Source organism: Streptosporangium sp. NPDC051022, assembly GCF_040683035.1.
Taxonomy (GTDB): domain Bacteria; phylum Actinomycetota; class Actinomycetes; order Streptosporangiales; family Streptosporangiaceae; genus Streptosporangium.
Window position 1 is genome coordinate 1 of the sequence record NZ_JBFBCF010000025.1, and the last position, 26,389, is coordinate 26,389.

A 26,389-nucleotide genomic window follows, 5' to 3' on the forward strand; every position below is an offset into this window, starting at 1 on the left:
GTGCTTCATGCACTGGCTTTTAACACACTGTTGAGTTCTCAAGAAACGGACGCGTTCACCATCCACCCGACCAACCGGCCGGAGCTTCCGGGGCGCACACTTCCGTGTTGCTATCCTATCAGGTCCGCCTGGTTCGTGTCAAACTGTCGCTTTCGCTTCAACTTGACCAAACCCGCCGGACCCACCAGGAGTCTAGCCTGCCCCGTCTCCGGAGCAACCCTTCCAACTTACTCTGACATTCAGCTCGTGTCCAATCGGACGAACGGGCCAGATCTGCAGTGATCTTTTGGAGGGGTGTGCGGGAGCTCGTCCCGCTTGAAGAACTCTAGCAGCCCGTCCGGGCTCTCATGACCCACTTGCCGGTAACAACTAGGTCTTCCCTAGGTCAGCGGCCCCCAAACGTAGGAGCCCGGGATCAGCAGACCCCGGGCTCCCGTGCGAACCGCGTCCTCAGCCGGCCGGCAGCGCGGCGAGCTGAGCCTCCAAACGGGCGATGTCCTGGTCGGCCTGGGCCGCGCGGGCGCGCACCTTGGCCACCACGTCATCGGGCGCCTTCGACATGAACTGCTCGTTGCCCAGCTTGGCTGCCACCTGGGCGGCCTCCTTGCGCGCCACCGCGAGATCCTTCTCCAGGCGCTTGCGTTCGGCGGCCACGTCGATCGTGCCCGCGGTGTCGATCTCCACCAGAATCCCGCCCACGTCGAGACGGGCGGTCGCGGCGAACGACTCCTCAGGCTGGTCGAGCCTGAGCAGCGACCTGATCGCGCCCTCGTGCGGGGCGAGGGCCGTACCGGTGAGTGAGAGCCGCGCGGCGACCCGCTGGCCGGGCTTCAGGCCCTGGTCGGAACGGAACCTGCGGATCTCGGTGACCAGGCCCTGGAGGGCGAGGATCTCCTCCTCCGCGGAGGTGTCGCGCAACGACTCCTGGACCACCGGCCAGGGAGCGACCACGATCGACGTCCCTCCGGTGACCGCTCGCCACAGCTCCTCGGTGACGAACGGAACCAGCGGGTGCAGCAGCCGGAGCAGCGCGTCGAGGACGTGTCCCAGCACTAGCCGGGTGTGCTCCTGGCCGGAGGCGATCTGGATCTTGGCCAGCTCGACGTACCAGTCGCAGACCTCGTCCCAGGCGAAGTGGTAGAGCAGGTCGGAGATCTTGGCGAACTCGAACTCCTCGAAGGCCGCGTCGATCGAGCCGACGACCTCCTGGAGCCGGGAGAGGATCCAGCGGTCGGCCGCGGTCAGCTCCTCGACCGGCAGCTCGCCCACCGTGGCGCCGTTCATGAGCGCGAAGCGGGTGGCGTTCCAGATCTTGTTGCAGAAGTTGCGGGATCCTCCCGCCCACTCCTCGCTGATCGCCACGTCGGAGCCGGGGTTGGCCCCCCGCAGGAGCGTGAAGCGGGTGGCGTCGGCGCCGAAGCGCTCGACCCAGTCGAGCGGGTCGACCACGTTGCCGAACGACTTGGACATCTTCTTGCCGTACTGGTCGCGGACCATGCCGTGCAGCGCCACGGTCCGGAACGGGGGACGGCCGTCCATCGCGTAAAGGCCGAACATCATCATCCGGGCCACCCAGAAGAACAGGATGTCGTACCCGGTGACCAGGACGGAGGTCGGGTAGAACTTGGCCAGTTCCGGGGTCTTGTCTGGCCAGCCGAGCGTCGAGAACGGCCACAGCCCCGAGGAGAACCAGGTGTCGAGGACGTCCGGGTCCTGGACGTAACCGGCGGGCGGCTCCTCGTCGGGGCCGACGCAGACGACCTCGCCCTCCGGGCCGTACCAGACCGGGATCCGGTGGCCCCACCACAGCTGCCGGGAGATGCACCAGTCGTGCATGTCGTCGACCCAGTCGAAGTAGCGCTTGGCCAGCTCCGGCGGGTGGATCTTCGTCCGTCCGTCGCGGACCGCGTCACCGGCGGCCTTGGCCAGCGGGGAGACGTTGACGAACCACTGGAGCGAGAGCCTCGGCTCGACCACGGTCTTGCAGCGCGAGCAGTGGCCGACGGAGTGGAGGTAGGGCCGCTTCTCGGCGACGATCCGGCCTTCCTGGCGCAGCGCGGCCACCACTGCGGGCCGGGCCTCGAAGCGGTCGAGTCCCTGGAACGGGCCGTGCGCGGTGATCACGCCGCGCTCGTCCATGACGGTGAGGGAGGGCAGCGAATGGCGACGGCCGATCTCGAAGTCGTTCGGGTCGTGCGCGGGGGTGACCTTGACCGCTCCGGTGCCGAAGGCGGGGTCGACGTGCTCGTCCGCGACCACCGGGATGCGGCGCCCGGTGAGCGGAAGCTCCACCTCCCTGCCGACGAGGTGCGCGTAGCGCTCGTCCGAGGGGTGCACGGCGACCGCGGTGTCACCGAGCATGGTCTCGGCGCGGGTCGTGGCGACGATGATCTCGTCCTCGCCCGAGCCGTAGCGGATCGAGACGAGCTCGCCCTCGTCCTCGCTGTGCTCGACCTCGATGTCCGACAGCGCGGTCAGGCAGCGGGGGCACCAGTTGATGATGCGCTCGGCGCGGTAGATGAGGCCGTCGTCGAAGAGCCTCTTGAAGATGGTCTGGACGGCGCGGGACAGCCCCGGGTCCATGGTGAAGCGTTCGCGTGACCAGTCGACGCCGTCGCCGAGTTTCTTCATCTGACCGAGGATCCGGCCGCCGGACTCCTCCTTCCACTGCCAGACGCGCTCGACGAAGGCCTCGCGGCCGAGGTCGTGACGGGACAGGCCGTCCTTGCCGATCTCACGCTCGACGACGTTCTGGGTGGCGATGCCCGCGTGGTCCATGCCCGGCAGCCAGAGCGTCTCCTGGCCTCGCATGCGGGCCCGGCGGGTCAGCGCGTCCTGGATCGAGTGGTCGAGGGCGTGGCCGATGTGCAGGACGCCGGTTACGTTCGGCGGGGGTAGGACGATGCTGTACGGCTCGCGCTCGCTGCTCGGTTCGGCGGTGAAGTAACCCTCGGACACCCAGCGCTCGTAGCTCCGGGTCTCCACGTCGGCGGGGGTGTACTGGGTAGGCAGCTCTGGCGTCGTCACGGTGTCCAATTCTAGAGACGTCCGGGTAGTCGATGTCCCCAAGTCCCGGCACTTGCCAAGGTGTATATACACCTTCTAACTTATCCATACATGTCATCCCTTTATCGGCGACTTGCCGACGAGCTGCGAGCCGGCATCTCGGACGGGACCTATCCGCCCGGCTCACGGCTGCCGTCGGAGAGCGATCTGGCGCGGCTCCACGGCGCCTCGCGGGGGACCGTCCGGCAGGCGTTCACGGTGCTGGCCGCCGACGGGCTGATCTCCTCGCGCAAGGGCACCCGCCGGCTGGTCCTGCAACCGGCGCTGGTGCAGAGCTTCAGCCAGCTGCACAGCTTCTCCCAGTGGGCGGCGTCGGTCGGCGAGGTGCCGGGCGGCCGGGTCATCTCGCTGGTCCGGCGCGAGCCGACGGACCTGGAGGCGGAGCGCCTCGATCTCGACCCCGGCGCGCGGATCTACCATCTGACCCGGCTCAGGCTGCTGTCCGGGCGGCCCGTGATGATCGAGCGCACCGCCTATGTCGAACGGGTCGGCGCCCTCATCGGCGGGATCGACGCCGACAACGAGTCCATCACCGCCCGGTTGGAGGAGCTGGGCGTGCTGTTCGCCCATGCCGAGCACACCGTCAGCGCGATCCCCGCCGAAACCGAGGACGCCCGGCTGCTCGGCGTCCGTCCCCGCACTCCGCTGCTGCGCGAGCTGCGCCGTACCACCGATCCCGAGAACCGGCCGCTGGAGTGGTCGGACGACCGCTACCTCGGCGACGCCGTCGCCTTCACCGTGCACAACTCGGTGCAGGCCAACACCCTCATCCGTTCCTCCGCCAAGGAGACCTCGGCATGAAAACCGCCTCCCCCATCACCTCACCGTCCCCCTCGGCGTTTCCCGCCGTCTGGTTGCGTGACAACTGCCCCTGCCCCGAGTGCCGTGACCCCCGCAACGACCAGAAGCTGTTCGGCGTCACGGACCTGGACCCGCGGATCGAGGTCGTCGAGATCGACGGCACCACGGTGACCTTCAGCGACGGCCACGTCGTCCGGTTCGACCCCGCGTGGCTGGCCGCCCACGCGCTGGACGGCACCGTCCCCGACGACCGGGCCGAGGACGCCAAGCGGCTGTGGGCCGTTCTCCCCCCGCCGGAGGGAAGCTGGTCCCGCTGCCTCTCCGACCCCTCTCACCTGCTGGAATGTCTCGACACGGTGCTGCACACCGGGTTCGTGCTGCTGCGCGGGGTGCCCGCGGAGCCGGGGAGGGTGCTGGAGGTCGCCGCTGTCCTCGGCTACGTCAGGGAGACCAACTACGGCAGGCTGTTCGACGTGCGGGTCGAGGCCACGCCGGTGAACCTGGCCTTCACCGGACTGCCGATCGGCCCGCACACCGACAACCCCTACCGCGACCCGGTCCCGACGGTGCAGCTGCTGCACTGCCTGTCCAACGCCGTGGCGGGAGGCGAGTCCGGGTTCGTCGACGGCTTCCACGCGGCCGCGCTGCTGCGCGCGGAGGATCCGGCCGCGTTCGAACTGCTGGCCCGCACCCCGGTCACCTTCCGGTACGGCGACGCGAACACCGAGCTGACCGCGACCCGCCCCATGATCGGACTGGATCCGCTCGGCAGGATCCGCGAGGTGAGGTTCAACAACCGGTCGTTGCGGCCGGTGCGGCTGCCGTACGAGCGGACGGAGGCCTTCTACGCCGCCTACCGCGCGTTCGCGGAGATCCTCGCCAGGCCCGGGCTCCAGGTGAACGTCCGGCTGGGCCCCGGCGACTGCGTGGTCTTCGACAACACCCGGATCCTGCACGCCAGGACCGGTTTCGCCGAGACCGGGGAGCGCCACCTGCAGGGCTGCTACGCGGACCTGGACGGTCTGGCCGGGAACCTGGCCGTGCTCCGGCGCCGGCAGGCCGTCGTCGAGCACCTGCGGGAGCTGTTCGAGGGGCCCGGCGCGGCCGACTATCTCGGCGAGGAGGTCACCCAGGCCGCGCACATGCTCCAGACCGCGGCGTGCGCGGTACGGGACGGGGCCGCGCCGGGACTGGTGGCCGCGGCGCTGCTGCACGACGTCGGGCACTTCACCGGGGAGATCACCGGGCACGACCTGATGGGCGGCACGGACAACCGGCACAGCCACGTCGGCGCCGACTGGCTCGGGCGGTGGTTCGGTCCCGAGGTCACCGAGCCGGTCCGGCTGCACGTGGCGGCCAAACGTTATCTCTGCGCGGTGGAGAGCTCCTATTACGACCTGCTGTCGGAGGCCTCGCGCTACACGCTCGGCGTGCAGGGCGGGCCGATGGGGGCCGAGGAGGTGGCCGGGTTCGAGGCCGAGCCGTACGCGCGGGACGCGGTGCGGCTGCGCCGCTGGGACGACGAGGCCAAGGAGCCGGGGCGGGTGGTCGCGGGCTTCGACGAGTACGCGGCGCTGCTGCACCGGCTGGTGCGGTAGGAAATCCGGCGGGGGCGACCTCCCCCGTGGCCTTCCCTGCCACACCCGGAGAACGGCGACGCCCCCGCGGGTCTCCTCCGCGGGGGCGTCGTCGTACGGATCGATCTAGGCGGACTTCTCGCGCGGCGTGCGCTGCTGCTTGTTCAGCTGGTCACGGGGCACGAGCGTCGGGTTGACGTGCTCCAGCACCGACTCCCGGGCGATGACGACGCGCGCCACGTCCTGCCGGGAGGGCACCTCGTACATCACCGACAGCAGGACCTCCTCCAGGATGGCGCGCAGCCCCCGGGCTCCGGTGCCCCGCAGGATCGCCTGGTCGGCGATGGCCTCCAGCGCGTCGTCGGTGAACTCGAGCTCGACGTTGTCCAGCTCGAACAGCCGGCGGTACTGCTTGATCAGAGCGTTGCGCGGCTCGGTGAGGATCTGGATGAGCGCGTCGCGGTCGAGGTTGTGCACGCTCGTGATGACCGGGAGGCGGCCGACGAACTCGGGGATCATGCCGAACTTCAGCAGGTCCTCGGGCATGACGTCCCCGAAGATGTCGGAGGCGTCGATGTCGTCCTTGGAACGGATGATGGCGTTGAACCCGATGCCCTTCCGGCCGATCCGGGACTCGATGATCTTCTCCAGGCCCGCGAAGGCCCCACCGCAGATGAACAGCACGTTGGTGGTGTCGATCTGGATGAACTCCTGGTGGGGGTGCTTGCGCCCGCCCTGGGGCGGCACACTCGCGGTGGTGCCCTCCAGGATCTTCAGCAGGGCCTGCTGCACGCCCTCGCCGGAGACGTCGCGAGTGATCGAGGGGTTCTCGCTCTTCCGAGCGATCTTGTCGACCTCGTCGATGTAGATGATGCCGGTCTCGGCCTTCTTGACGTCGTAGTCGGCGGCCTGGATCAGCTTGAGCAGTATGTTCTCGACGTCCTCGCCCACATAGCCCGCCTCCGTCAGGGCGGTGGCGTCGGCGATGGCGAACGGCACGTTCAGCATCTTCGCCAACGTCTGGGCGAGCAGTGTCTTGCCGGAACCGGTCGGGCCCAGCAGCAGGATGTTGGACTTGGACAGTTCGATGCCGTCGTCACGCCCGCGCTCGCCGGACTGCACCCGCTTGTAGTGGTTGTAGACCGCCACCGAGAGCGCCTTCTTCGCCTGGTCCTGACCGATGACGTAGGCGTCGAGGAACTCGTAGATCTCCCTCGGCTTCGGCAGACTGTCCCACTTGAGCTCGGAGGACTCGCTGAGCTCCTCTTCGATGATCTCGTTGCAGAGATCGATGCACTCATCGCAGATGTATACGCCGGGTCCGGCGATGAGCTTCTTGACTTGCTTCTGGCTCTTCCCACAGAAAGAGCACTTCAGCAGGTCTCCCCCGTCGCCGATGCGTGCCACCCCAGATACTCCTTTGCGTGGGACCGCCCTGGCTGTCGCGGTCCGTTTCTTCCGACCGGCCCGATACCCGGTACGAAAAGTCATCCCGCTCAGGTTTCGACGTTACCGTCTTCTGAGCCCTCAGTGAGCCCCCTAGCGGCGAGTCGCACCGGAAGGTGCCCAATTGGGCACCGTTCCGGTGCGATAGGCCTCATTAAGAGGCTATGGCCTTGGCGAGCTTCTTGCGCGACGGAATGATGTCGTCGATCAGCCCGTACGCCTTCGCCTCCTCGGCGTCGAGGATCTTGTCGCGCTCGATGTCCTTGCGGACGTCGGCGGCGGTCTTGCCCGAGTGCCGAGCCAGGATCGTCTCCATCTGCGAGCGCATCCGCAGGATCTCGCGCGCCTGGATCTCGATGTCGCTTCCCTGGCCACCGCCCTCGGTCGAGGGCTGGTGGATCAGCATACGGGCGTTCGGCAGGGCGAACCGCTTGCCCGGCGTGCCGCCGGCCAGCAGGATCGCCGCGGCCGAGGCCGCCTGACCGAGGCAGACCGTCTGGATCTCCGGCCGGACGAACTGCATCGTGTCGTAGATCGCCATCATGGCGGTGAACGAGCCGCCCGGCGAGTTGATGTAGATGCTGATGTCGCGGTCGGGGTCGAGCGACTCCAGCGTCAGCAACTGCGCCATGACGTCGTTGGCCGAAGCGTCGTCCACCTGCACGCCGAGGAAGATGATGCGGTCCTCGAACAGCTTGTTGTACGGGTTCATCTCCTTCACGCCGTACGACGTGCGCTCGACGAAGGAGGGAAGAACGTAACGGCCGTTGATGTCTCCCGGCCGGATCAACTCACTCACCTTTTGCCCCTTCAGGAGACGGCGCCCGTGGAGGGCACCTGCCGAGCGCTGCGGACGACCTGGTCGATGAACCCGTAGTCCTTGGCCTCGTCGGCCGTGAACCAGCGGTCCCGGTCGGAGTCGGCCTCGATCAGATCGAGCGGCTGGCCCGTGTGGAATGCGATGCGCTCCGCAAGAGTCTTCTTGACGTAGAGCATCTGCTCCGCCTGGATGGCGATGTCGGCGGCGGTACCGCCGATGCCTCCGGACGGCTGGTGCATCATGATGCGGGCGTGCGGCAGGGCGTAACGCTTGCCCTTCTCACCGGCGCAGAGAAGGAACTGACCCATGGAAGCGGCCAGGCCCATCGCGACCGTGCACACATCGTTAGGTACATATTCCATCATGTCGTAAATCGCCATACCGGCGGTCACCGATCCGCCAGGCGAGTTGATGTAGAGCCAGATGTCCCTGTCGGAATCGTCCGCGGCGAGCAGAAGCAGCTCGGCGCAGATTCGGTTGGCGATCTCGTCGTTGACCTGGGTGCCCAGCACGATGATGCGCTCACGCAGCAGCCGCTGATAGAGCTGGTCTTCGAGCCTGAACGAGCCGTTCGACTGGCTCATCGACTCGGGCCCGGAGCCGGTCGGCTGGTAGAAGGTCGGCGGGCTGGTCACAGCGTCACCTTCCGATGCGTCGTAATCGATTGGCTTTGCTTGTGACCTTAACGCGCGCCGCCTACCGGACATGCCCCCTCCACGTGCTGTTCGCTGACGGCGCATGCTCCCCGCCGCGCTCCGGCCCCTGTCACCGGGCCGGGCGCCCCCTCGGCGATTTCCGCTCCGCTCGGCGTGTCGGCGCCCGCCGCACCGCCGAGACGGCACCGGAAGGGGCCGCAAGGCGTCGGAGACGGACGCCTGACCAGGCCTTTCCCAGATCTTTTCCGGTATTTTCGGAGACTGCGGGATCGGGGGGACCGGAACTCCCAGTCCTCCGGGCCGATCGGCCCGGACGGGCGCCTCATCCGGCAAGGGGAAGACCGGGAAGAGCGTGACGGCGGGCTTTCGCACCGGCCCCGCCTCTTGAGGGCGCGGCGGCCCCGCCTCGGGTCCACGGCCCGGCGCGCACCGTCCCGTGGGCCGCCCTCGCCCGCCCCTCGCTCCCGGCGCCCGTTCAGGGCACCCGGAACCGCCCCGTGACGACCCCCGCGGGCTCCTGCGGACCGTCCCGGGCCCTCGCGGCAGGTCTCGGGGACCGTCGTGGCGGGACGCGGGGGGTTCTCGCGGTGGAAAGGACCTGGAAAGGACGCGGAAAGGACGACGCCTCCACCGTGCCGGGCACGGCGGAGGCGTCGTGTGTCGCGGCGAGGCCTACTTCTCGGTCTCGTCGGCCTTCTCGGTCTCGTCGGCCTCGGCGGGCTCCTCCGCGGAGGCCTCACCCTTGGCGGGCTCCTCGACGGGCGGCTGGCCGTTGATCTCGGTGTAGATGGCCTTGAGGTCGACCTCCTGGCCGTCCTCGTCGACGACCTTGGCCGCGTCGCCCACGACGCTCTTGGCCTTGTCACGGACGATCTCGACCATCGCCAGCGTGAGCTGGTCGTTGTCGGCCAGGTGCTTGGCGAGCGTGTTGGGGGCGACGTTCATCTGCATGGCGCGGCGCACCACGAAGTCGGTCAGCTCCTGCTCGCTGACGCCGAGCTCCTCGGCCTTGACGATCTTGTCGAGCACGAAGCCGGTCTTGATCGCCTTGACGGCGCTCGCGTCGAACTCGGCGTGGCGCTCCTCCTCGGTGGTCTGGTAGAGGCGGAAGTACGCCTCCTTGCTCAGGCCACTGTCGGCGATCTGGTGCTCGAGGTTGTGCTTGCGGTTGTCGACCTCGGCCTTGAACGCGCTGTCCGGGATCGGGATGTCGATCTTGTCGAGGAGGGCGTCCAGGGCGTTCTCCCGGGCCTGGATGACCTGCTCGATCAGCTTGTTGCGGCGGGCCTGCTCGCGGATGCTGTCCTTCAGCTCGTCGAGGGTGTCGAACTCGCTGGCCAGCTGGGCGAACTCGTCGTCCAGCTCGGGGAGGACCTTCTCCTTGACGCTCTTGATCGTGATGGTGACCACGGCCTCCTCGCCGGCGTTCTGACCGCCGACCAGGCTGGTGGTGAACTCCTTGACGTCACCGGCGGACATGCCGGCCAGCGCGTCGTCCAGGCCCTGCAGCACCGAACCGGCGCCGACCTCGTAGGAGACGTCGCCGGCCTGCTGCTCCTCGATGTTCACACCGTCGATCGAGGCGGCCAGGTCCATCACGACGTAGTCGCCGTTGGCGGCGGGGCGCTCGACACCGGTCAGCGTCGCGAAACGCTGGCGCAGGCCGTCCAGCTGGGCGTCGACGTCCTCGTCGGACACCGCGGCGACCGGGACGGTGACCTCGATGCCCTCGTAGTCGGGGACGTCGAAGTTCGGGCGGACGTCCACCTCGGCGGTGAACTCGACCTGCTCGCCGTCGTCGATCTTGGTGACCTCGATCTCCGGCTGGCTGACCGGGAAGATGTCGCTCTCGTCGACGGCCTGGCCGTACAGCTTCGGCACCGCGTCGTTGAGGGTCTCCTCCAGGACCACCGCGCGGCCGAAGCGCTGCTCGATGATCCGGGCCGGAACCTTGCCGGGGCGGAAGCCGGGGACGCGCACCTGCTGCGCGACCTTCTTGTACGCCGCCTGCAGGCTCTCGCCGAGCTCCTCGAACGGCACCTCGACAGTGAGCTTGACCCGGGTCGGGCTGAGCTCCTCGACAGCGGTCTTCACGGGGTGGTCTCCTTGATCAAGCTTCGAGTGATCGCGGGCGCGTCAAGTCGTACGGCTACCGCGGTAAGCTCGCGCGCCGCGCCCACATGAGCGGCATCCGGGCACAGCCGTCGCGACATGCGAGATTAGGGCATGCTCCACTGTGGCGGGTGTCCAGCGCCGCTGGCCAGTCTAGGGCAGAGCCACACCTCGGGGCGACCGGTGCTTGTTCAGTTCTCCTTGATGATTCGCCGCAGAATGTCGGTCGTCTCCCCCGGAGTGGTGCTCACCGCGCACAACCGCTCCATGACCTCGCTGTAGCGGTCGACCTCTTCGCGCTTGTCGAGGTAGAGGGCGCTGGCCAGCTGCTCGACGTAGACCACGTCGGGAAGCTCGCTGTCCTGGAAACGCAGCACGCTGAAGGCCCCGCCCTCCGCGCTGTGACCGCCGAAGCTGAACGGCATGATCTGAATCGTGATGTTCGGCTGGCGCATGAGGTCGAGCAGATGCTCCAGCTGCGCCCGCGTCACCTCCGCGCCGCCGATGGGACGCCGGAGCGCGGCCTCGTCGATGACCGCCCAGAAGAACGGTCCATCGGGACGTTCGAGGACCTGCTGGCGCTGCATCCGCAGGTCGACGCGGCGTGCGATCTCCTCGGGGGCGATGCCCGCACTTCCCGCGGTGATGACGGCCCGGGCGTACTCCTTCGTCTGGAGCAGGCCCGGCACGAACTGCACCTCGTAGGTGCGGATCCGGGAGGCCGCCTCCTCGAGGCCGACGTAGGTCTGGAACCAGGAGGGCAGCAGGTCGTTGAACCGGTGCCACCAGCCCGGTTCGTTCGCCCTGAGCAGCAGGTCCATGATCGCGGCCCGCGCCTCCTCGTCCTCCACCCCGTAGAAGGTGAGCAGGTCCGCGACGTCGCGCTCCCGCAGGCCGACCCTGCCGAGCTCCATCCTGCTGATCTTGGATTCGGAGCCCCTGATGAGGTGGCCCGCCTCCTCTCGCGACAGGCCCTTGGCCTCGCGAAGCCGGCGCAGTTGGGAGCCCAAGAGAATACGCAGAGCTGTGGGACCCGAGCCCGGTTGAACCTGCGTCACTTCGCCTCCCTCTGTACTTGGGCCAGCGCACACAGTGTCACCACTTCCGGCCGTCGTGACAAGGTCTCAACTCCGTGTCCGATTCGCCAACCTCTCATGATGACCGTTAATACAGCTGCACATTGCAACTGCACGTGCATTTGGGTCTTGCAGCGGACGTGCCCGTGACCCATGATGGCCTAGTGCATATTGGGCTTATGGTGCACTAGCTCTTAAAACTCACAACTCGCACGGAGACTCACGATGACAGCGGGAGGTACCGGCAGGATGGTGGAGGAGCCGCATTCGGCTGCCGGCTACCTGCGGACGACCCGCGCGGTCAGCTTCGACGAGCTCCTGGCGGCCGGTCACTCCGGGGCCACGGCGTGCCCGCTGCCCCGGCAGGCCGACTCCGTGAAGACCGCCAGGGATGTGACCAGATCCACACTGAGCGACTGGGGACTGGCCGAGCTGAGCGATGACGCGGCGCTGGTGGTTTCGGAACTGGTGACGAACGCGGTCCGTTACGCACTGTGCCCGCCGAGCCGGATCGAGACCAACCCGATCACCCTGGTGCTGCTGCACATGTCCCCCCACGTGCTCCTGGCCGTGGCCGACCCCAGCGACGAGGTCCCCACCCCCAAGGAGCCCGACTTCATCTCCGAGAACGGCCGCGGCCTCTACATCGTGGAGACCTACAGCAAGTGCTGGGGCTGGGACCACCTCAACCGCGGCGGCAAGGCCGTCTGGGCCCTTTTCAGCGGCGCCTCCTGACCCTCCCCACGCCCCTGGCCGCCGATCGCGAACCGGCGCGGGGCCCGCACGCCCTCGTCGTCCCCGTCTCGCCGTCCCCGTGAGGGAACCCCGGTAAGGGGTCGCGACCTGCCTGCCCGGGTGCCGCCGGGTTCGACGCCCCGGCACGCCGACGACACACTCACTGCGGCCGACGGGACGGGCCCCGAAGAGCCGATGTCCGCGTCGGGCACGCCACGGGCACGAAAGATCGCAAAGTTTTCCGACAGCAGGACAGCAGGAAGGCCAGGCCACCCGAACCCGGGTGACCTGGCCTTCCATGATCTGAGCGGACGACGGGAATCGAACCCGCGTAGCCAGTTTGGAAGACTGGGGCTCTACCATTGAGCTACGTCCGCGCGAGCCGGTGTCAGTCTGGTCTAGACTTCATCCGGTCGTCAGGGCGTAATCGTACCGGAGTTCTGGAGCGTGCGCGCACCCGACGGACCGGGGTGTGGCGCAGTTTGGTAGCGCACCTGCTTTGGGAGCAGGGGGCCGCAGGTTCAAATCCTGTCACCCCGACGCGACGTACGAGGTAGAGGCCGTCTCCGGCATCCGGAGACGGCCTCGTCCGTTTTCCGGGTGATCCGGACGAGGACCGGGACGACGGGCCGGGAACGACGGCGCGCGAACACGCGGCCGGGCGGCGGGGCGGGAGATCCCGGGGATGGACCACGGACGGTGATGGGGCCGACACTTGGGGAAACCGATCCGTGGAGGCGCACGTGAACGAAGCCACCCGTGTCCTGCTCGACGAGTCCTGCATCCCGCGCAACTGGTACAACATCGTGGCCGACCTGCCCCTGCCCCCACCGCCGCCCCTGCATCCGGGCACGTTGCGGCCTGTCGGGCCGGACGACCTCGCGCCGCTGTTCCCGATGGAGCTGATCGCCCAGGAGACCGGCGCCGACCGGTTCGTACCGATCCCGGCGGGCGTCCGTGACGTCTACCGGCTCTGGCGGCCCACCCCGCTGGTCCGCGCCCGGAGACTGGAACGCGCCCTCGGCACCCCCGCGAGGATCTACTACAAGTACGAGGGCGGCTCCCCCTCCGGCTCGCACAAGTCGAACACCGCCGTCCCGCAGGCCTACTACAACGCGCGGGAGGGGGTCAGGCGGCTCACCACGGAGACGGGTGCCGGCCAGTGGGGCTCGGCGCTGGCGTTCGCGTGCGCGCAGTACGGCCTCGAGTGCGAGGTCTGGATGGTCCGCGCCTCCTACGACCAGAAACCGCACCGCGCGAGCCTGATGCGGGTGTACGGCGCGACCGTGCACGCGAGCCCGTCCCAGATGACCGGGGCCGGCAGGAGGATCCTGGCCGAGGACCCCGGATCACCGGGCAGCCTCGGCATCGCGATCAGCGAGGCCGTCGAGGTGGCCGGCGCGGCGCCCGACACCCGTTACGCGCTCGGCAGCGTGCTGAACCACGTGCTGCTGCACCAGACCGTGATCGGCGAGGAGGCATTGGAGCAGCTGGCCGCGTTCGGGGAGACGCCGGACGTGATCGTGGGCTGCACCGGCGGCGGCTCCAACTTCGCCGGGCTGACCTTCCCGTTCCTCCGCGAGAAGCTGGCCGGGAGGATCGATCCGGTGATCCGGGCGGTGGAGCCCGAGGCCTGCCCATCGCTCACCCGGGGCGCCTACGCCTACGACTTCGGCGACACCGCCGGGCTCACCCCGCTGCTGAAGATGCACACGCTCGGCCACGATTTCGTGCCCGACCCGATTCACGCGGGCGGCCTGCGCTACCACGGCATGTCCCCGTTGCTGTCACATCTGTACGAGCTGGGCATGTTCGAGGCGGTGGCCAAGAGGCAGAGCGAGTGTTTCGAGGCGGCCGTGCGCTTCGCGAGGGCCGAGGGGATCCTCCCCGCGCCCGAGCCCGCCCACGCGCTGGCCGAGACCGTCGCCGAGGCGCTGCGGTGCAAGGAGAGCGGCGAGCCGAAGGTCCTGCTGACCGCGCTGTGCGGACACGGCCACTTCGACCTGAACGCCTACGACCGGCACCTGTCCGGGCTGCTGGAGGACTTCGCGCTGCCCCGTGAGCGGATCGACGCGGCGCTGACCGGCCTGCCCGGGGCAGCCGATCCGTCCGGGCCGTCCGGGCCGTAGGCCGCATCGCGCGACCACATCGCGCGGACACCGGCGGGAAGCCGGGCCCCCTCTTCCGCCGCGGCGCCGCCAGGGCGTGCGAGGCGCCGGGATAACGGAAGAGGGGCATCGGCTTGACGCGGGAAGCCGTTGGAGACCAGGCTTACGCTGCGGAGAAATATCAAGAAATCTATGCCAAACCCGGATCCCGGACGTAGATCGTTCTTTACGATTCTCCATGAACGGTAGTCAAGTCGACCGGAGGGGAACGTGACGGGGCCCGACAACGTCATCAACGGCCGCACGAGTGGCCACCCCGGCCACCCGGGCGGCTCGGGCCCGGCGGTCCCCCGTTGTCACGGCGGCCACGTGAACACCACGGATCCGCTGCTCGCCGCCCGTGAACACCTGCTCCCGAACCAGCGGTGGAGCGAGTGAACCGCCGTTTCGTCGTCAAGGACCCGACGGCCTCGGCGCCGCGGATGAGCAGTCCGGCCACCATGCACGAACAGCTCTCGCTGCTCAACGCGGCGAGCAAGCGGATCGGCAGCACGCTGGACATGTTCGAGACCGGCAGGGAGCTGATGGACGTCGCCGTGCCGCGTTTCGCGGACGCGGCGGGCATCCTGGTGCAGGACCGGCTGGTGGCCGAGGGGGAGTTCCCGCAGCGCAGCATCGACGGCTCGGCTCCGGTGCGGCGGATCTCGGTCGGGGTCTCCAGCGCCGACCCCGGTGACTACGCCGACGCCTTCCCCGTGGACGAGGTCACCAGCTACGCGGCGTGGACGCCCTACGCCAGGTGCATGGCCACCGGCAACCCGATCCTCTACCCCCGCCTGGGCCGCAGGACCTCCGAGGAGATCGGGCGCTTCCGCAAGCGCGAGTCGGTCGCCCGGGTGCTGGAGGACAGCTCGTTCCTGGTGGTCCCGCTGAAGGCCCGCGGCCGGGTGCTCGGTTTCGTCATCTTCACCCGCAAGCCGGACAGCGAGCCCTTCGACGACCAGGACGTGAACCTCGCCGAGGAACTGGCGGCCAGGACCGCGGTCTGCCTCGACAACGCCCGGCTCTACAACCGCGAGCGCCGTACCGCGCTGACCCTGCAGAGCAGCCTGCTGCCCGCCGACCTCTACCAGCCGCTGGGCATGACGATCGCCTCCCGCTACCTGCCCGCGAGCGACCTGGTCGGGGTCGGCGGCGACTGGTACGACGTGATCCCGCTGCCCGGCTGCCGGGTCGCCCTCGTGGTCGGCGACGTGATGGGACACGGCATCAGGGCGGCCGCCACGATGGGCCAGCTCCGTACGGCCGCCAGAACGCTGGCCAGCCTCGACCTCGATCCCGCCGAGGTGCTGTTCCGGCTCAACCGGATGAGCCAGGACCTGGACGCCACCCAGATCGCGACCTGCGTGTACGCCACCTACGACCCGGTCACCCGGGCCTGCGCGATCGCCTCCGCCGGGCACGTGCCCCCCATCATCGTACGGCCCGGCGGCGAGACCGAGCTGCTGGAGCTGCCGTCCGGTGTCCCCCTGGGCATCGGCAACGACCCCTTCGAGATGCGTGAGCTGGTGCTGCCGCACGACTCGATGCTCGCCTTCTACACCGACGGCCTGGTGGAGAGCCGCGAGCGGGACATCGACCAGGGCATCGGCATGGTGCGCGACCTGCTGGCCGGCCGCCTCCAGGATCTGGAGGAGCTCTGCGACCTCACGATCGGCGCGCAGCGCCCGGGACACGAACGCGACGACATCGCGCTCCTGCTGGCCAGGGTGCGTGAGCTGGGCCAGGACGACGTCGTCGACCTCCTGCTCCCCTCCGACCGCCGCTCTCCGGCGCAGGCCCGCGCCTTCGTCCGCGCCACACTCACCGCCTGGCGGCTGGAGGCGGTCGCCGACACCGTCGAGCTCATGATCAGCGAGCTGGTGACCAACGCCGTCGAGCACGGCTCGGGCAGCGTCGAGCTGCGGCTGCTGCGCGGCCCGACGCTGGTGTGCGAGGTGACCGACCGTTCCTCGGCGCTTCCGGCCATGCGTGAGGCGGGCAGCGAGGACGACTCGGGGCGTGGGCTCTTCATCGTCAACTGGCTCGCCCACCGCTGGGGCTCCCGCATCACCCCGAAGGGCAAGGTCGTCTGGGTGGAGCAGCAGTTGCCTTGAGGACCCGGACGTGCCCCCGGGACACAGGGGTCCGGGGGCCGCCTCCGCGTGCCGGGCGGGGTCAGGACAGGGCTCTGCGCCTGAGGGCGGGAAAGCGCTGGGCCGCGCGGAGCGCGGTTCTGAAGGCGGCCCTGGCCAGCCGGTTGTCGTCGACGAACTGCCGGGCCGCCATGAGCGATCTGCGCACGGCGGCGAAGCCGTACTCGCGCATCCCGGCCTCGTAGCGCGCGATGGCCGCGACGGGATCCTCGCCGCTCAGCGCGTGGGTGAGCAGCTGGGCGTCGCGGAGGGCGACGTTGGCTCCGATGCCGCGCATCGGGGTCATGCTGTGGACGGCGTCTCCGAGCAGGGTGATGTTCGTGGCGGGCCAGGGGTCGATCGGAACCGAGGTCCGGATCGGCAGCAGGGAGACCGTATCCGGGGCGGACGCGGTGACCAGCCGCCGCAGGTCGGGGTGCCAGCCGGCGATCATCCGGGCCACGGTCTCCCTGAGCTCCTCGCCGGTCATGCCGGGCAGGCCGCCGGGGAAGCGGCCGTTCGCCGCGCCGAAGACCCACATGACGTAGCTGCCGGTGTCGTCGACCAGCGCGTCCTCCTGCTCGGCGCGCCCGGCGCCCGGGGGCGGGAGCGGGCCGCCGAAGTCCTGGGGGGCGGTGAACATGCCGCATCCCCTGGGCGGGATGATCATGTTCGGCCCCCGCCACAGCCGGGGCCGGACCAGGTCGCGGGTGGCGTCGGTGAGCGGGAACTTCCCGGCGACCGTGACGACGCCGGTGTCGATCCGCCTGGCGTGCGGGAGGTACTGCCGCCTGACCCGTGAGTTGCCGCCGTCCGCGGCCACCAGGATGTCCGCGGTCTCGGCCGTCCCGTCGGCGAAGTGCAGGGTGACGGTGCCGTCGGGGTCACGGGTGTAGCGCTCGTAGGTCCTGCCGAACCGGACGACGTCCGAGAGGCCGGTCAGCAGCACCCGGCGGAGGGCGATCCGGCTGACGGAGTGGTGGCCGTCCAGCGGGTCGGGCGCCCGCGGGGTCTCGAGCAGCAGCAGCCGGTCCATCTTCTCGGTGAGGAAGCCGAAGTCGTTCCCGCTCCTGCGGGAGGTCGCCAGGAACTCCTCCCACAGTGGCCGCGGCAGGCATTCGTGGAGCGCGCGGGCGCCGCCGGAGTCGATGTGGATGCGGTACCCCTGGAGCCGGTCCGCCGGGGTGCGGTCGCGCTCGTAGACCGCCACGTCCACGCCCGCGCCACGCAGTCCCTGCGCGAGGCAGAGCCCGCCGATGCCACCGCCGATGATCGCCACTCGCGAGTTCGTCATACCCTCACTATCGGCCGGATCGGCCGCGGGTGGGGTGCCGCTTCCGCCGGAAGGACCCGGCGGCGATCGGGGGCCCTGCCCGTCCCGCGGCAAGGATTCGTGTGAAGTGCCGCTCCCGGCGGGATAGGGGCGATCGTTCACGAGCCGGGGTGACCCGCGGGTACGGCCGCCCGCCTACCGGCGGCCCGACGGGTGGCCGGCGATCAGCGGAACGGCCCAGCGGGTCCGCCGGTCGGAGTCGATCAGCAGTGCGCGGGCGAAGGCGCTGAGCGGCACCGCCAGGATCGCCCCGATGGGCCCGAGCACGTAGGCCCACACGAACAGGGACAGCATGGTGACGGTGGTCGACAGGCCGGCCGACTCCCCCGCGTACTTGGGCTGGATCAGCGACTGGATGACGAAGTTCAGCACCGAGTAGACGACCACCACGGCGACCGCCGTGCCCGGCCCCGAGTCCAGCAGCGCCAGCAGCGTGGGCGGGACGAGCCCGACGACGAACCCGATGTTGGGGATGTAGTTGGTGATGAAGGCCAGCAACCCCCAGAGCAGCGGCAGCGGCACGCCCATGATCCACAGGGCGACGGCGTCGAGCACCGCCACGATGAGCCCGAAGACGCTGGAGACGATCAGATACCTGCAGGTCCCCCTGGCGAAGTCGCCCAGCGCGCCGACCAGGTCGGAGTGGGGCGGGCCCAGCGACCTGATCGCGTCGTGTACGGGGGTCGCGTCCAGACTCATCCCGAACACCAGCAGCGTGAGCAGGACGAGCGCCGAGCCGACGCTGAGCAGGCCGCCGAGGAAGCCCTGCAGCAGCGCGATCAGCGAGCCGGGGTCCAGCTTGCTCAGCGCCGTCCTGACCTGCTCCTGGGTGATGCCCAGGTGCGCGATCTGCCGGGCGACCGAGTCGATCAGCCGCTGGTACCGGTCGGCGTAGGACGGCAGCAGTTCCACGAGCCGCGCCACCGAGACGACCAGCGAGCCGAGCAGGGCGACGAGCAGCAGCAGGATCGTCAGCAGCGGGACCACTACCAGCACCCACGTCCTGGCGCCGCGGCGGCGCAGCCAGACGCGCAGCGGGCTCACCGCGATGGTGAGGGTGAGCGCGAGGAAGGCGGGACCCGCGATGTCGGCGACCGCCCTGACTCCGGCCAGCGCGACCACCGCGGCCGCCGCCCCCACCAGCAGCCTCAGGCCGCGTGACGACCCCTCACCCGCGGACGCTCGCACCATGGTCACACTATGGCGCCAGGCGCTCACCCCTGGCGTCCACCGCGCCGCGCCACCGCCCCGGATGCCGCCCGGAAGCCGCCGGGAAGTCACCTCGGCACCACGTCACGGTGGCCCCCGGCTGACGCAGGAATGGCCGTGGGATGAACCCTCGCGGCGGGCACCGCCCGCGACGCCGGTCATGCCCTTCGAGCGCGATGACTACCGGCCGCTCAGGGGTTACGGTCGAATTGAGGACCTGGGAGGGCATGATGACCATCGACGTACGCGAGGCCTACCGCCGTGCGCTGGACGACTTCGGCGCTCTCGTGCACAGGATCACTCCGGAGCAGTGGCAGAACCCGACCCCCTGCGTGGACTGGGACGTTCGCGCCCTGGTCAACCACGTGGTCGGCGAGAATCTCTGGGCTCCAGAACTGCTCTCCGGGCGCACCGTGGCTGACATCGGCGACGCCTTCGACGGCGACCTGCTCGGCGACGACCCGCTGAAGGCGTTCGACACCTCGGCCGTGGCGGCCGTCCAGGTGGCGAGCGACGAGGGGGCGCTCACCCGTGTGGCGCACCTGTCGTTCGGTGACGTGCCCGGCAGGGAGTACATCACCGAGTTGTTCGCCGACGCCCTCATCCACACCTGGGACCTGGCCCGTGCCATCGGCGCCGACGAACGCCTCGACCCCGAACTGGTCGAGGCGTGCGCGGCGTGGTTCGCGGGCGCGGAGAACGGTTACCGCCAGGCCGGGGTGATAGGAGAACAGCAACCGGTGTCCTCGGACACCGACGCCCAGACCCGGCTGCTCGCCTCCTGGGGCCGTCGCGGCTAGCGCCCCGTCGGCCGCTTGCCGTGGTTGGCCCGGTGCTTCTTGCGGGCCCGGCTCTTGCGCGCTCGTTTGCCCATGTCGGCCACCCCTTTCCCGAGGTCCGCACGGGAACCGCGGGACCCGCTTTCCACGTTCCTCCGCCTCGGGCCTCCGTACAAGGCCCGGGAACGATTGCCCGACGGCCGCAGCGTCCCGACGGACCGGTGGAGCGGTGGACCGGCGGGCGCGGGCCTGGAAGGCGGTTCGTTCTAGGCTTCGGTCGCATGAGCGAGAAGCTGATGGAGCGCTGGCGGTCCCTGGCCGGGACCGAGGCGGACCACCTGGGCAGGGAGTTGATCACCCGGTACGGCGAGCCGCACCGCAAATACCACACGACCGAACATCTGTGGGCCGTGCTGGACCACGTCGACGCGCTGGCGGCCCATGCTGCCGCCCCGGATCTGGTACGGCTCGCGGCCTGGTTCCACGACGCCGTCTACGATCCCACGCGCGGCGACAACGAGGAGCGCAGCGCCCGGCTGGCCGAGCGCGCGCTGCCCGAGCTGGGACTGCCCGCCGAGGAGGTGGCCACGGTGGCCCGGCTGGTCAGGCTGACGCTGACCCACGCCCCCGAACCGGGCGACGCCGACGGGGCGGTGCTGTGCGACGCCGATCTGGCGATTCTGGCCTCCCCGCCGGAGGAGTACGCGGCCTACGCGGCCTCGGTGCGCGAGGAGTACTCCTTCGTTCCCGACGAGGCCTTCCTGGAGGGCAGGGCCGCCGTGCTGCGTTCCCTGCTCGACCTTCCGGTGATCTTCCACATCGCCGATCTGGAGGTCCGGGCGAGGGAGAACATCGGCGCCGAGCTCGCGCGGCTGTGAACGGCAACCCACCGGGATCAAACATTTGACCCTAAGCTTTCTGTGGCAATTTGCTGGAACATGGTGGATCGAGGAGTGGGTCGATGCTCGCTCAGCAGCGGCAACAGGTGATCGTGGAGCGGGTGCGCGGCAGCGGCGGGGTCAGGGTCGCCGACCTGGTCCGCGAGTTCGGCGTGTCCGACATGACGATCCGCAGGGACCTGGAGGCGCTGGCGGAGCGCGGGCTGATCGAGAAGGTCCACGGCGGGGCCACCGCCACGGGCCTCGGCCCGGCCGAGGAGTCCGGGTTCACCGCCGGGCCGGTGCGCCGGCGGGCGGAGAAGGAGGCGATCGCCCGGCACGCGGCCGGGCTCGTCCGGCCCGGCACGGCCGTCGCGCTCTCCGCGGGGACGACCACCTGGACGCTCGCCCATCTCCTGGTGGAGGTGCCCGAACTGACGGTGATCACCAACTCGATCCGGGTCGCCGACGTCTTCCACCGCTCGCCCCGCGCCGACCGCACCGTGGTGCTGACCGGTGGCGTGCGCACCCCCTCGGACGCGCTGGTCGGCCCGATCGCCGTGGCGGCCGTCCGGGGGCTGCACGTGGACACCCTGTTCCTGGGCGTGCACGGCATGAGCGTCCGCGCCGGGTTCACCACGCCCGACCTGCTGGAGGCCGAGATCGACCGGGGGTTGATCGCCTCGGCCCGCCGTCTGGTGGTTCCCGCCGACCACACCAAATGGGGAACCGTCGGGATCAGCACGATCGCCGGGCTGGCCGAGGCCCATCTTGTGATCACCGACTCGGGTCTCGCCGAGGAGGCCCGCGAGGAGATCGCCGCCCGGGTGGGCGAGCTGATCGTCGCCGAGCCCCACCGGGAGAGCGGGACAGCGGAGCGCTGAAAGGCGCGGGCGGACCGTGCACCCCCTCCCCATGATTATCACGAAACGATCACCACTTTATCTCGACTTGGGGTCGCATTACCCCCCGCTTTACCACTACTATCCTCACGCATCGGACAAAAGGTTCGATATGCCTAATCTCAGGCGCCTCGCCTGAGAGCCGGGGACCCACGCATTTGGGGTGAACCACTTCGGTGGAAGGGCTCTCTCCAGCCCGAACCCGTCAGCTAACCCGGTAGGCGTGAGGAGAGGAGAGCTGTGGCGGCTCTGTCCCCCACGTTCCGACGTCACATGACCCTGACCGTCTGCGCGGTCGCGGTCCTCGCCTTCGTCCTGAGCGCGGCGGCCGCGGGCAACGCGGCGCCCAAGCCGGCCGAACCCGAGCTCCGCGCGGAGCTGGCCCGGCTGAACAAGAAGGTCGACAAGCTCATCGAGGCCTACGCGGCCAAGCGGGAGTCGCTGAGAAAGGCCCAGAAGGCCGAGGAGACCGCCAAGGCGGACCTGCGCAAGGCCGAGGAGGCCTACGCCGAGGCCGGCAAGCGGGTCGACTCCATCGCCCAGCTCCGCTACCAGAGCGGCCCCGTCGACCTGCCCACGATGCTGTTCGCCCCCAGCATGAGCGGCGCCGCCGTCATGGAACAGCTCACCGCCCAGCAGAGCGCCTATCTGGAGGGTTTCGCGCGCAGCCGGGATCTGATGAAACAGGCCGCGGACAAGGCGGCCGTACTCACCGAACGGATCGGTCAGGAGGCCAGGACGGTGGAGGCCCAGCGCCAGGAAGCGGAGAAGATGATCCGCGGCATCCAGGAAAAGCTCGACCGGCTCGTTCCGACGGGCTCGGGCCGCCTCACCGACGGCGGCTGGGCGCCCCAGCTCCCCACCGGGGAGGACAACATCACCGACCGCACCCGGATCATGCGCGAGGCCGTCGGGCGGGCCTTCAAGCTTCCCCACGAGGTCGGCTGCTACCGGGCGGAGAACGACGGCGGCGAGCACCCCCTCGGCCGCGCCTGCGACTTCATGATGAGCACCGGCGGTTCCCTGCCCTCGGCGGAGAACGTCGCGCTCGGCGACGAGATAGCCGCCTGGGCCATAAAGAACAAGGCCCGGCTCGGCGTCAAGTATGTGATCTGGCGCCAGCGCATCGACACCGGTTCGGGCTGGCGCGGTATGTCGGACCGGGGCGGGATCACCGCCAACCACTACGACCACGTCCACATCTCGATGTACTGAGGCCTCCGGCGGGCCCCGTGCCCGCCCCGGCCGGGGGCCCGCCCCGGATCCCCGGCCGGTCCCGGCTCCCGCCCCGGCCGCTCCCGGCCTCCGGCCCGCCCGGGGCCCGGCAGGTCCCAGGATCTCCCGCCCCCTCCCGCCCCTCCTGGGCCGTTCAGGGCCGTTCGGGGCCGGGCCGGGCGCAAAACCGTATGACAGCGTTCGCGCGTGCGGCCAGGATGAGATCCATGACAAACGACCGCGTCGCTCCCCCGCTCATCGCCGACGAGGCCGCCATGCTGTACGCGTGGCTGGACTGGCATCGGGAGACCCTGGCGCTCAAGTGCACGGGGCTGTCGCGGGAACAGCTCGTCCTGCGTCCCGTCAAGCCCTCCGGGCTGTCCCTGCTGGGACTGGTCCGCCACATGACCGAGGTCGAGCGTCACTGGTTCCGCAACGTCCTCCACGACCAGGAGGCGCCGCCGTTCTACTACACCGAGCAGGAGCCCGACGGCGACTTCGACCTGCTGGACTCCTGCCCTGCCGAGGAGGCCCTGGCCTGCTGGCGCGCCGAGGTCGACGACGTCCGCGAGCTCTACGCCGGACTGTCGCTGGACACCCTGGGCAGGCGGCAGCGCAGGGGGCAGGACGTCTCACTGCGGTGGATCCTCGTGCACATGATCGAGGAGTACGCCCGGCACAACGGCCACGCCGACCTCATCCGCGAGCGGGTCGACGGCGTCACGGGAGAGTAGTGCCCGCCGAGGTCTCCTCGATCGCCTCGGCGATGAGCCGGTCGAGGTGGGCCAGGTCCGGCGGCCTGGCCGTGGCCGCCTCGGCGAAGCGGGTGAGCAGCCGGGCCAAGACCTCGCGGTCCGCCTCGTCCCAGTCGGCGATCAGCCCGTCCAGGTAGGTCCGCCGGGAGTCGACGACCACCTGGCGCACCCGCCGTCCTCGCGGGCTCAGCACCAGCCTGGCCCGTCTGGCGTCGACCTCGGACTCCTCACGTGCCACGAACCCCGCGCCGATCGCGTCGTTGACCAGTCTGCTGGCGGTCGAGGGGTCGACGTCCAGTTGCTCGGCGACGGCTCCCACGGTCACCTCGGACACGTCGAGACTCAGCCTGTGCACGGCGTTCACGACCATCACGTTCGACATCTGCACCGCTCGCTGCGGGTCGGCGGCCTTGCGCGTGCGCAGCGGGCGTGCCCAGATCCGGCGCAGCCGGAACAGCGCCCCGTCGATCGCCGCCCCCGGCGTCCCGTCCTTCACGGCGTAACCCTATCGGCGTGTACGGCCCCCGCCGGGCGCCGCACGCCGTCGCACATCGTGGGTTCGCGGAGTTCGCGGAGTTCGCGGGGCTCAGCCGGCGAGGCGGACCGGGTTGACCAGGTCGGCGTACATCAGCAGGCCGGCCATGACGACCATCACGAGGGCGATCGCGTAGGTCAGCGGAAGCGCCTTGGCGATGTCCACGTGACCGGGTGCGGGACGACGGGTCACCCTGGCGAAGGCCCGCTTGAGCCCCTCCCACAGGCCGCCCGCGATGTGGCCGCCGTCCAGCGGGAGCAGCGGGATCAGGTTGAACAGGCCGATCGCCAGGTTGAAGCCCGCCAGGAGGTTGATGAAGGTGGAGACCTTGTTCTCCAGCGGGGCGGCGGAGGCCGCGATCTCCCCGCCGATGCGGCCCGCGCCGATGATGCCGATCGGGCCGTTCTTGTCGCGCTCCTCACCGGAGAAGGCGGCGTTCCAGACGCCGACCATCTTCTCGGGGAAGCGCAGCAGCGAGCCCGCGGTCGCCGCGGTGAGGTCCCGCATCTGGGTGACCACGGCCCCGAGGTCCTGCCGCTCGACGGCCGTCCTGGGGCTGACGCCCAGATAGCCGACACCCTTTTCGATCTTGCCCGGCTCGTCCAGCGACTCCCTGTCCTGGGCGATGAGCGTGGCGTTCAGGGTCATCGGCTGCCCGTCCCGCTGGATCCCGATCGCGACCGGTCCCGCACCGTGGCTCCGGATGGCCCGCGTCGCCGCGTCCCAGGTCGGGGTCTGCCTGCCGGACACCGACACGATGACGTCACCCGGCTTCAGCCCGGCCGCCGCGGCGGGGCTGGGCCGGTCCGTCTCGGTGCACTTGGGGTTCTTCTCGTACTCGGCGGTGGTCTTGACGCACTCGGGAACCGACGACACCTGGTTCTTCAGCACGGTGACGCCGAAGCCCATCTGCACGACGGCGAACAGCACGAACGCCAGCACGAAGTTCATCGCGGGGCCGCCGGCCATGACGATGACCTTCTGCCACCACGGCTTGCGGTAGAAGACCCGGTTCTCGTCGCCCGGCTTGACCTCTTCGAGGGCCACGTCGCGGGCGTTCTCGATCAGGGACTGCCAGGGGCCCGTGGAGGTCGAGCGCACCTTGCCTGGGGCGTCGGTCGCCCGGGGCGGGAGCATGCCGATCATCCGGATGTAGCCGCCGAGCGGGATCCACTTCACGCCGTACTCGGTCTCGCCCTTGCGGCGCGACCACATGGTGGGGCCGAAGCCGACCATGTACTGGGTGACCTTGACGCCGAACAGCTTGGCGGGCCCCAGGTGACCCAGCTCGTGCAACGCGATCGACGCCATCAGCCCGAAGAAGAAGACGGCGATCCCGAAGAGCCAGCTCATAGGTTCCTACCCCCCGGTCGCGGAGCCGTCGACAACGCCCCATAAGAGATTAGCCCAATTCCCCGGGGGTCAGCCTCCCTGAGAGCCGGGCCTTCCCGATCCGGCCACTTGCGCGGGCTTTACCGAACCGGGAGACTGCCTCAACGGTGAGCGACTACTCGATCACTCTGCGGGAGTACGGGGCGAGGGGAAGAATTTGATCGGAATCCTGGTTGCCGCGCGCCAGCCCATGGTCCGCCGGGGCCTGGTGGCCTCGCTGGACGGCGAGGCCGACCTGAGGGTCGTCGCCGAGGTCGGCGACGGCGAGGCCGTCGTGCCGGCCGCCCTGGAGCACGGGCCCGACACGGCGATCGTCGACCTGGATCTTCCGGGTGCCGACGGGTTCACCGTGGCGCTCGGGCTGCGCGAGAACACTCCGGACTGCCGGGTCCTGCTGCTGTCGCAGCGGCCGAGGCCGGGACTGGTCCGCCGGGCCTTCGCCGTCCACGCGCTGGGCTTCATGAGCCTGGACGCTAGCCCGGAGCAGCTGGCCGACGGCGTCCGCCTGGTCGCGGCCGGGCGGCGGGCGGTGGACCCCGAGCTCGTGGTCGCCGCACTGGAGGCGTCGGACAACCCGCTGACCCGCAGGGAGATGGAGGTGCTCAGGCTGGCCGCCCAGGGCGCGAGGTCGAACGAGATCGCCGAACAGCTCTTCCTGTCCGTTGGAACGGTCCGCAACCACCTGTCGCGGATCATGTGCAAGACCCAGGCGCGCAGCCGCCTCGACGCCGTGCGCATCGCCAGCGACTCCGGCTGGCTGTGACCCCTGTGACCCCTGTGCCCCCCTGTAACCCTTGCTGCCCCTCTGTGGCCCCTGTGA

At 69.7% G+C, this 26,389-nt stretch carries 22 protein-coding genes, 2 tRNA genes and 1 riboswitch; of the genes, 13 read left to right on the top strand and 11 right to left on the bottom strand.

All coding sequences use genetic code 11. The annotated features are described in order from the left end of the window. Positions 1–450: 450 nt before the first annotated feature. Entirely contained in the window at positions 451–3,027 is a 2,577-nt protein-coding gene (locus tag AB0N02_RS32435) for a valine--tRNA ligase (protein ID WP_363954186.1), read from the bottom strand. A 90-nt stretch (positions 3,028–3,117) separates the two neighbouring features. Here AB0N02_RS32435 and AB0N02_RS32440 point away from each other — a divergent pair, with 90 nt between their 5' ends. Continuing rightward, positions 3,118–3,867, top strand: coding sequence for a GntR family transcriptional regulator (locus AB0N02_RS32440; protein ID WP_363954188.1), 750 nt, complete (start codon positions 3,118–3,120; stop codon positions 3,865–3,867). Beyond that, positions 3,864–5,465 (top strand): TauD/TfdA family dioxygenase, encoded by a 1,602-nt coding sequence (locus tag AB0N02_RS32445; protein WP_363954190.1) that lies wholly within the window; start codon positions 3,864–3,866, stop codon positions 5,463–5,465. Before AB0N02_RS32440 ends, AB0N02_RS32445 begins: the two co-directional genes overlap by 4 nt. Positions 5,466–5,570: 105 nt before the next feature. On the opposite strand, the gene clpX is transcribed toward AB0N02_RS32445, so the two are convergent. From clpX to AB0N02_RS32470, 5 genes are all read right to left on the bottom strand, one after another. Then, a complete protein-coding gene (gene clpX, locus AB0N02_RS32450; RefSeq protein WP_363954192.1) occupies positions 5,571–6,851 on the bottom strand; it encodes an ATP-dependent Clp protease ATP-binding subunit ClpX in 1,281 nt (426 codons plus the stop codon). 193 nt (positions 6,852–7,044) lie between these two features. Continuing rightward, positions 7,045–7,689, bottom strand: coding sequence for an ATP-dependent Clp protease proteolytic subunit (locus AB0N02_RS32455; RefSeq protein WP_363954194.1), 645 nt, complete (start codon positions 7,687–7,689; stop codon positions 7,045–7,047). An 11-nt stretch (positions 7,690–7,700) separates the two neighbouring features. Continuing rightward, on the bottom strand, positions 7,701–8,294 hold the full coding sequence (locus tag AB0N02_RS32460; RefSeq protein WP_363954429.1) for an ATP-dependent Clp protease proteolytic subunit: 594 nt from the start codon (positions 8,292–8,294) through the stop codon (positions 7,701–7,703). Between the two features lie 744 nt (positions 8,295–9,038). Continuing rightward, on the bottom strand, positions 9,039–10,460 hold the full coding sequence (gene tig, locus AB0N02_RS32465; RefSeq protein ID WP_363954196.1) for a trigger factor: 1,422 nt from the start codon (positions 10,458–10,460) through the stop codon (positions 9,039–9,041). 209 nt (positions 10,461–10,669) lie between these two features. After that, a complete protein-coding gene (locus AB0N02_RS32470; protein WP_363954198.1) occupies positions 10,670–11,536 on the bottom strand; it encodes a helix-turn-helix transcriptional regulator in 867 nt (288 codons plus the stop codon). A 243-nt stretch (positions 11,537–11,779) separates the two neighbouring features. Here AB0N02_RS32470 and AB0N02_RS32475 point away from each other — a divergent pair, with 243 nt between their 5' ends. Then, positions 11,780–12,289, top strand: coding sequence for an ATP-binding protein (locus AB0N02_RS32475; protein ID WP_363954200.1), 510 nt, complete (start codon positions 11,780–11,782; stop codon positions 12,287–12,289). Between the two features lie 306 nt (positions 12,290–12,595). Here AB0N02_RS32475 and AB0N02_RS32480 read toward each other — a convergent pair. Beyond that, a tRNA-Gly gene (locus tag AB0N02_RS32480) sits at positions 12,596–12,666 on the bottom strand. A gap of 89 nt (positions 12,667–12,755) precedes the next feature. Between AB0N02_RS32480 and AB0N02_RS32485 the strand changes: the two genes are divergently transcribed. The 4 genes from AB0N02_RS32485 to AB0N02_RS32500 all read left to right on the top strand — a co-directional run bounded on the left by AB0N02_RS32485 (position 12,756) and on the right by AB0N02_RS32500 (position 16,553). Beyond that, positions 12,756–12,829 (top strand) — tRNA-Pro (locus tag AB0N02_RS32485). Between the two features lie 203 nt (positions 12,830–13,032). Then, a complete protein-coding gene (locus tag AB0N02_RS32490) occupies positions 13,033–14,418 on the top strand; it encodes a TrpB-like pyridoxal phosphate-dependent enzyme (RefSeq protein ID WP_363954202.1) in 1,386 nt (461 codons plus the stop codon). Positions 14,419–14,667: 249 nt separating this feature from the next. Then, positions 14,668–14,835 carry a hypothetical protein gene (locus AB0N02_RS32495; RefSeq protein ID WP_363954204.1) on the top strand — a complete coding sequence of 56 codons (168 nt, stop codon included), beginning with the start codon at positions 14,668–14,670 and terminating at the stop codon, positions 14,833–14,835. After that, positions 14,832–16,553 carry a SpoIIE family protein phosphatase gene (locus AB0N02_RS32500; RefSeq protein WP_363954206.1) on the top strand — a complete coding sequence of 574 codons (1,722 nt, stop codon included), beginning with the start codon at positions 14,832–14,834 and terminating at the stop codon, positions 16,551–16,553. The genes AB0N02_RS32495 and AB0N02_RS32500 overlap by 4 nt, the downstream gene beginning before the upstream one ends. A gap of 61 nt (positions 16,554–16,614) precedes the next feature. Here the strand turns inward: AB0N02_RS32500 and AB0N02_RS32505 are convergent, their stop codons facing one another. Together AB0N02_RS32505 and AB0N02_RS32510 are read right to left on the bottom strand one after the other, a co-directional pair. Next, complete coding sequence (locus AB0N02_RS32505) at positions 16,615–17,865, bottom strand: NAD(P)/FAD-dependent oxidoreductase (protein WP_363954208.1); 1,251 nt, start codon at positions 17,863–17,865, stop codon at positions 16,615–16,617. A gap of 174 nt (positions 17,866–18,039) precedes the next feature. Beyond that, on the bottom strand, positions 18,040–19,095 hold the full coding sequence (locus AB0N02_RS32510; protein WP_363954210.1) for an AI-2E family transporter: 1,056 nt from the start codon (positions 19,093–19,095) through the stop codon (positions 18,040–18,042). Between the two features lie 245 nt (positions 19,096–19,340). Between AB0N02_RS32510 and AB0N02_RS32515 the strand changes: the two genes are divergently transcribed. The 5 genes from AB0N02_RS32515 (at position 19,341) to AB0N02_RS32535 (ending at position 23,621) form a co-directional block, all read left to right on the top strand. After that, positions 19,341–19,913, top strand: coding sequence for a TIGR03086 family metal-binding protein (locus tag AB0N02_RS32515; RefSeq protein ID WP_363954212.1), 573 nt, complete (start codon positions 19,341–19,343; stop codon positions 19,911–19,913). A 260-nt stretch (positions 19,914–20,173) separates the two neighbouring features. Continuing rightward, positions 20,174–20,770 (top strand): HD domain-containing protein, encoded by a 597-nt coding sequence (locus AB0N02_RS32520; protein ID WP_363954214.1) that lies wholly within the window; start codon positions 20,174–20,176, stop codon positions 20,768–20,770. An 83-nt stretch (positions 20,771–20,853) separates the two neighbouring features. Continuing rightward, on the top strand, positions 20,854–21,654 hold the full coding sequence (locus tag AB0N02_RS32525; protein WP_363954216.1) for a DeoR/GlpR family DNA-binding transcription regulator: 801 nt from the start codon (positions 20,854–20,856) through the stop codon (positions 21,652–21,654). 121 nt (positions 21,655–21,775) lie between these two features. After that, positions 21,776–21,910: riboswitch (cyclic di-AMP (ydaO/yuaA leader) on the top strand. Between the two features lie 35 nt (positions 21,911–21,945). Then, complete coding sequence (locus AB0N02_RS32530) at positions 21,946–22,887, top strand: hypothetical protein (RefSeq protein WP_363954218.1); 942 nt, start codon at positions 21,946–21,948, stop codon at positions 22,885–22,887. Positions 22,888–23,114: 227 nt separating this feature from the next. Then, the gene (locus AB0N02_RS32535; RefSeq protein WP_363954220.1) at positions 23,115–23,621 is read left to right on the top strand and encodes a DinB family protein; all 507 of its coding nucleotides are present in this window, start codon (positions 23,115–23,117) and stop codon (positions 23,619–23,621) included. Here AB0N02_RS32535 and AB0N02_RS32540 read toward each other — a convergent pair. Both AB0N02_RS32540 and AB0N02_RS32545 read right to left on the bottom strand, forming a co-directional pair. Then, on the bottom strand, positions 23,608–24,138 hold the full coding sequence (locus AB0N02_RS32540) for a MarR family winged helix-turn-helix transcriptional regulator (RefSeq protein ID WP_363954222.1): 531 nt from the start codon (positions 24,136–24,138) through the stop codon (positions 23,608–23,610). The genes AB0N02_RS32535 and AB0N02_RS32540 overlap by 14 nt on opposite strands. A gap of 90 nt (positions 24,139–24,228) precedes the next feature. Next, a complete protein-coding gene (locus tag AB0N02_RS32545) occupies positions 24,229–25,530 on the bottom strand; it encodes a site-2 protease family protein (protein WP_363954224.1) in 1,302 nt (433 codons plus the stop codon). Positions 25,531–25,726: 196 nt separating this feature from the next. Between AB0N02_RS32545 and AB0N02_RS32550 the strand changes: the two genes are divergently transcribed. After that, positions 25,727–26,332, top strand: coding sequence for a response regulator transcription factor (locus tag AB0N02_RS32550; RefSeq protein WP_363954226.1), 606 nt, complete (start codon positions 25,727–25,729; stop codon positions 26,330–26,332). Positions 26,333–26,389 lie beyond the last annotated feature (57 nt).

What these genes read in the sequence shown, in the direction of transcription:
- AB0N02_RS32530 (WP_363954218.1), top strand. Translation starts at nt 21,946, where the DNA reads ATGACCCTGACCGTCTGCGCGGTCGCGGTCCTCGCCTTCGTCCTGAGC.
- AB0N02_RS32520 (WP_363954214.1), top strand. Translation starts at nt 20,174, where the DNA reads ATGAGCGAGAAGCTGATGGAGCGCTGGCGGTCCCTGGCCGGGACCGAG.
- AB0N02_RS32545 (WP_363954224.1), bottom strand. Translation starts at nt 25,530, where the DNA reads ATGAGCTGGCTCTTCGGGATCGCCGTCTTCTTCTTCGGGCTGATGGCG.
- AB0N02_RS32475 (WP_363954200.1), top strand. Translation starts at nt 11,780, where the DNA reads ATGACAGCGGGAGGTACCGGCAGGATGGTGGAGGAGCCGCATTCGGCT.
- AB0N02_RS32535 (WP_363954220.1), top strand. Translation starts at nt 23,115, where the DNA reads ATGACAAACGACCGCGTCGCTCCCCCGCTCATCGCCGACGAGGCCGCC.
- AB0N02_RS32445 (WP_363954190.1), top strand. Translation starts at nt 3,864, where the DNA reads ATGAAAACCGCCTCCCCCATCACCTCACCGTCCCCCTCGGCGTTTCCC.
- AB0N02_RS32510 (WP_363954210.1), bottom strand. Translation starts at nt 19,095, where the DNA reads ATGGTGCGAGCGTCCGCGGGTGAGGGGTCGTCACGCGGCCTGAGGCTG.
- AB0N02_RS32460 (WP_363954429.1), bottom strand. Translation starts at nt 8,294, where the DNA reads ATGAGCCAGTCGAACGGCTCGTTCAGGCTCGAAGACCAGCTCTATCAG.
- AB0N02_RS32525 (WP_363954216.1), top strand. Translation starts at nt 20,854, where the DNA reads ATGCTCGCTCAGCAGCGGCAACAGGTGATCGTGGAGCGGGTGCGCGGC.
- AB0N02_RS32505 (WP_363954208.1), bottom strand. Translation starts at nt 17,865, where the DNA reads ATGACGAACTCGCGAGTGGCGATCATCGGCGGTGGCATCGGCGGGCTC.
- AB0N02_RS32515 (WP_363954212.1), top strand. Translation starts at nt 19,341, where the DNA reads ATGATGACCATCGACGTACGCGAGGCCTACCGCCGTGCGCTGGACGAC.
- AB0N02_RS32440 (WP_363954188.1), top strand. Translation starts at nt 3,118, where the DNA reads ATGTCATCCCTTTATCGGCGACTTGCCGACGAGCTGCGAGCCGGCATC.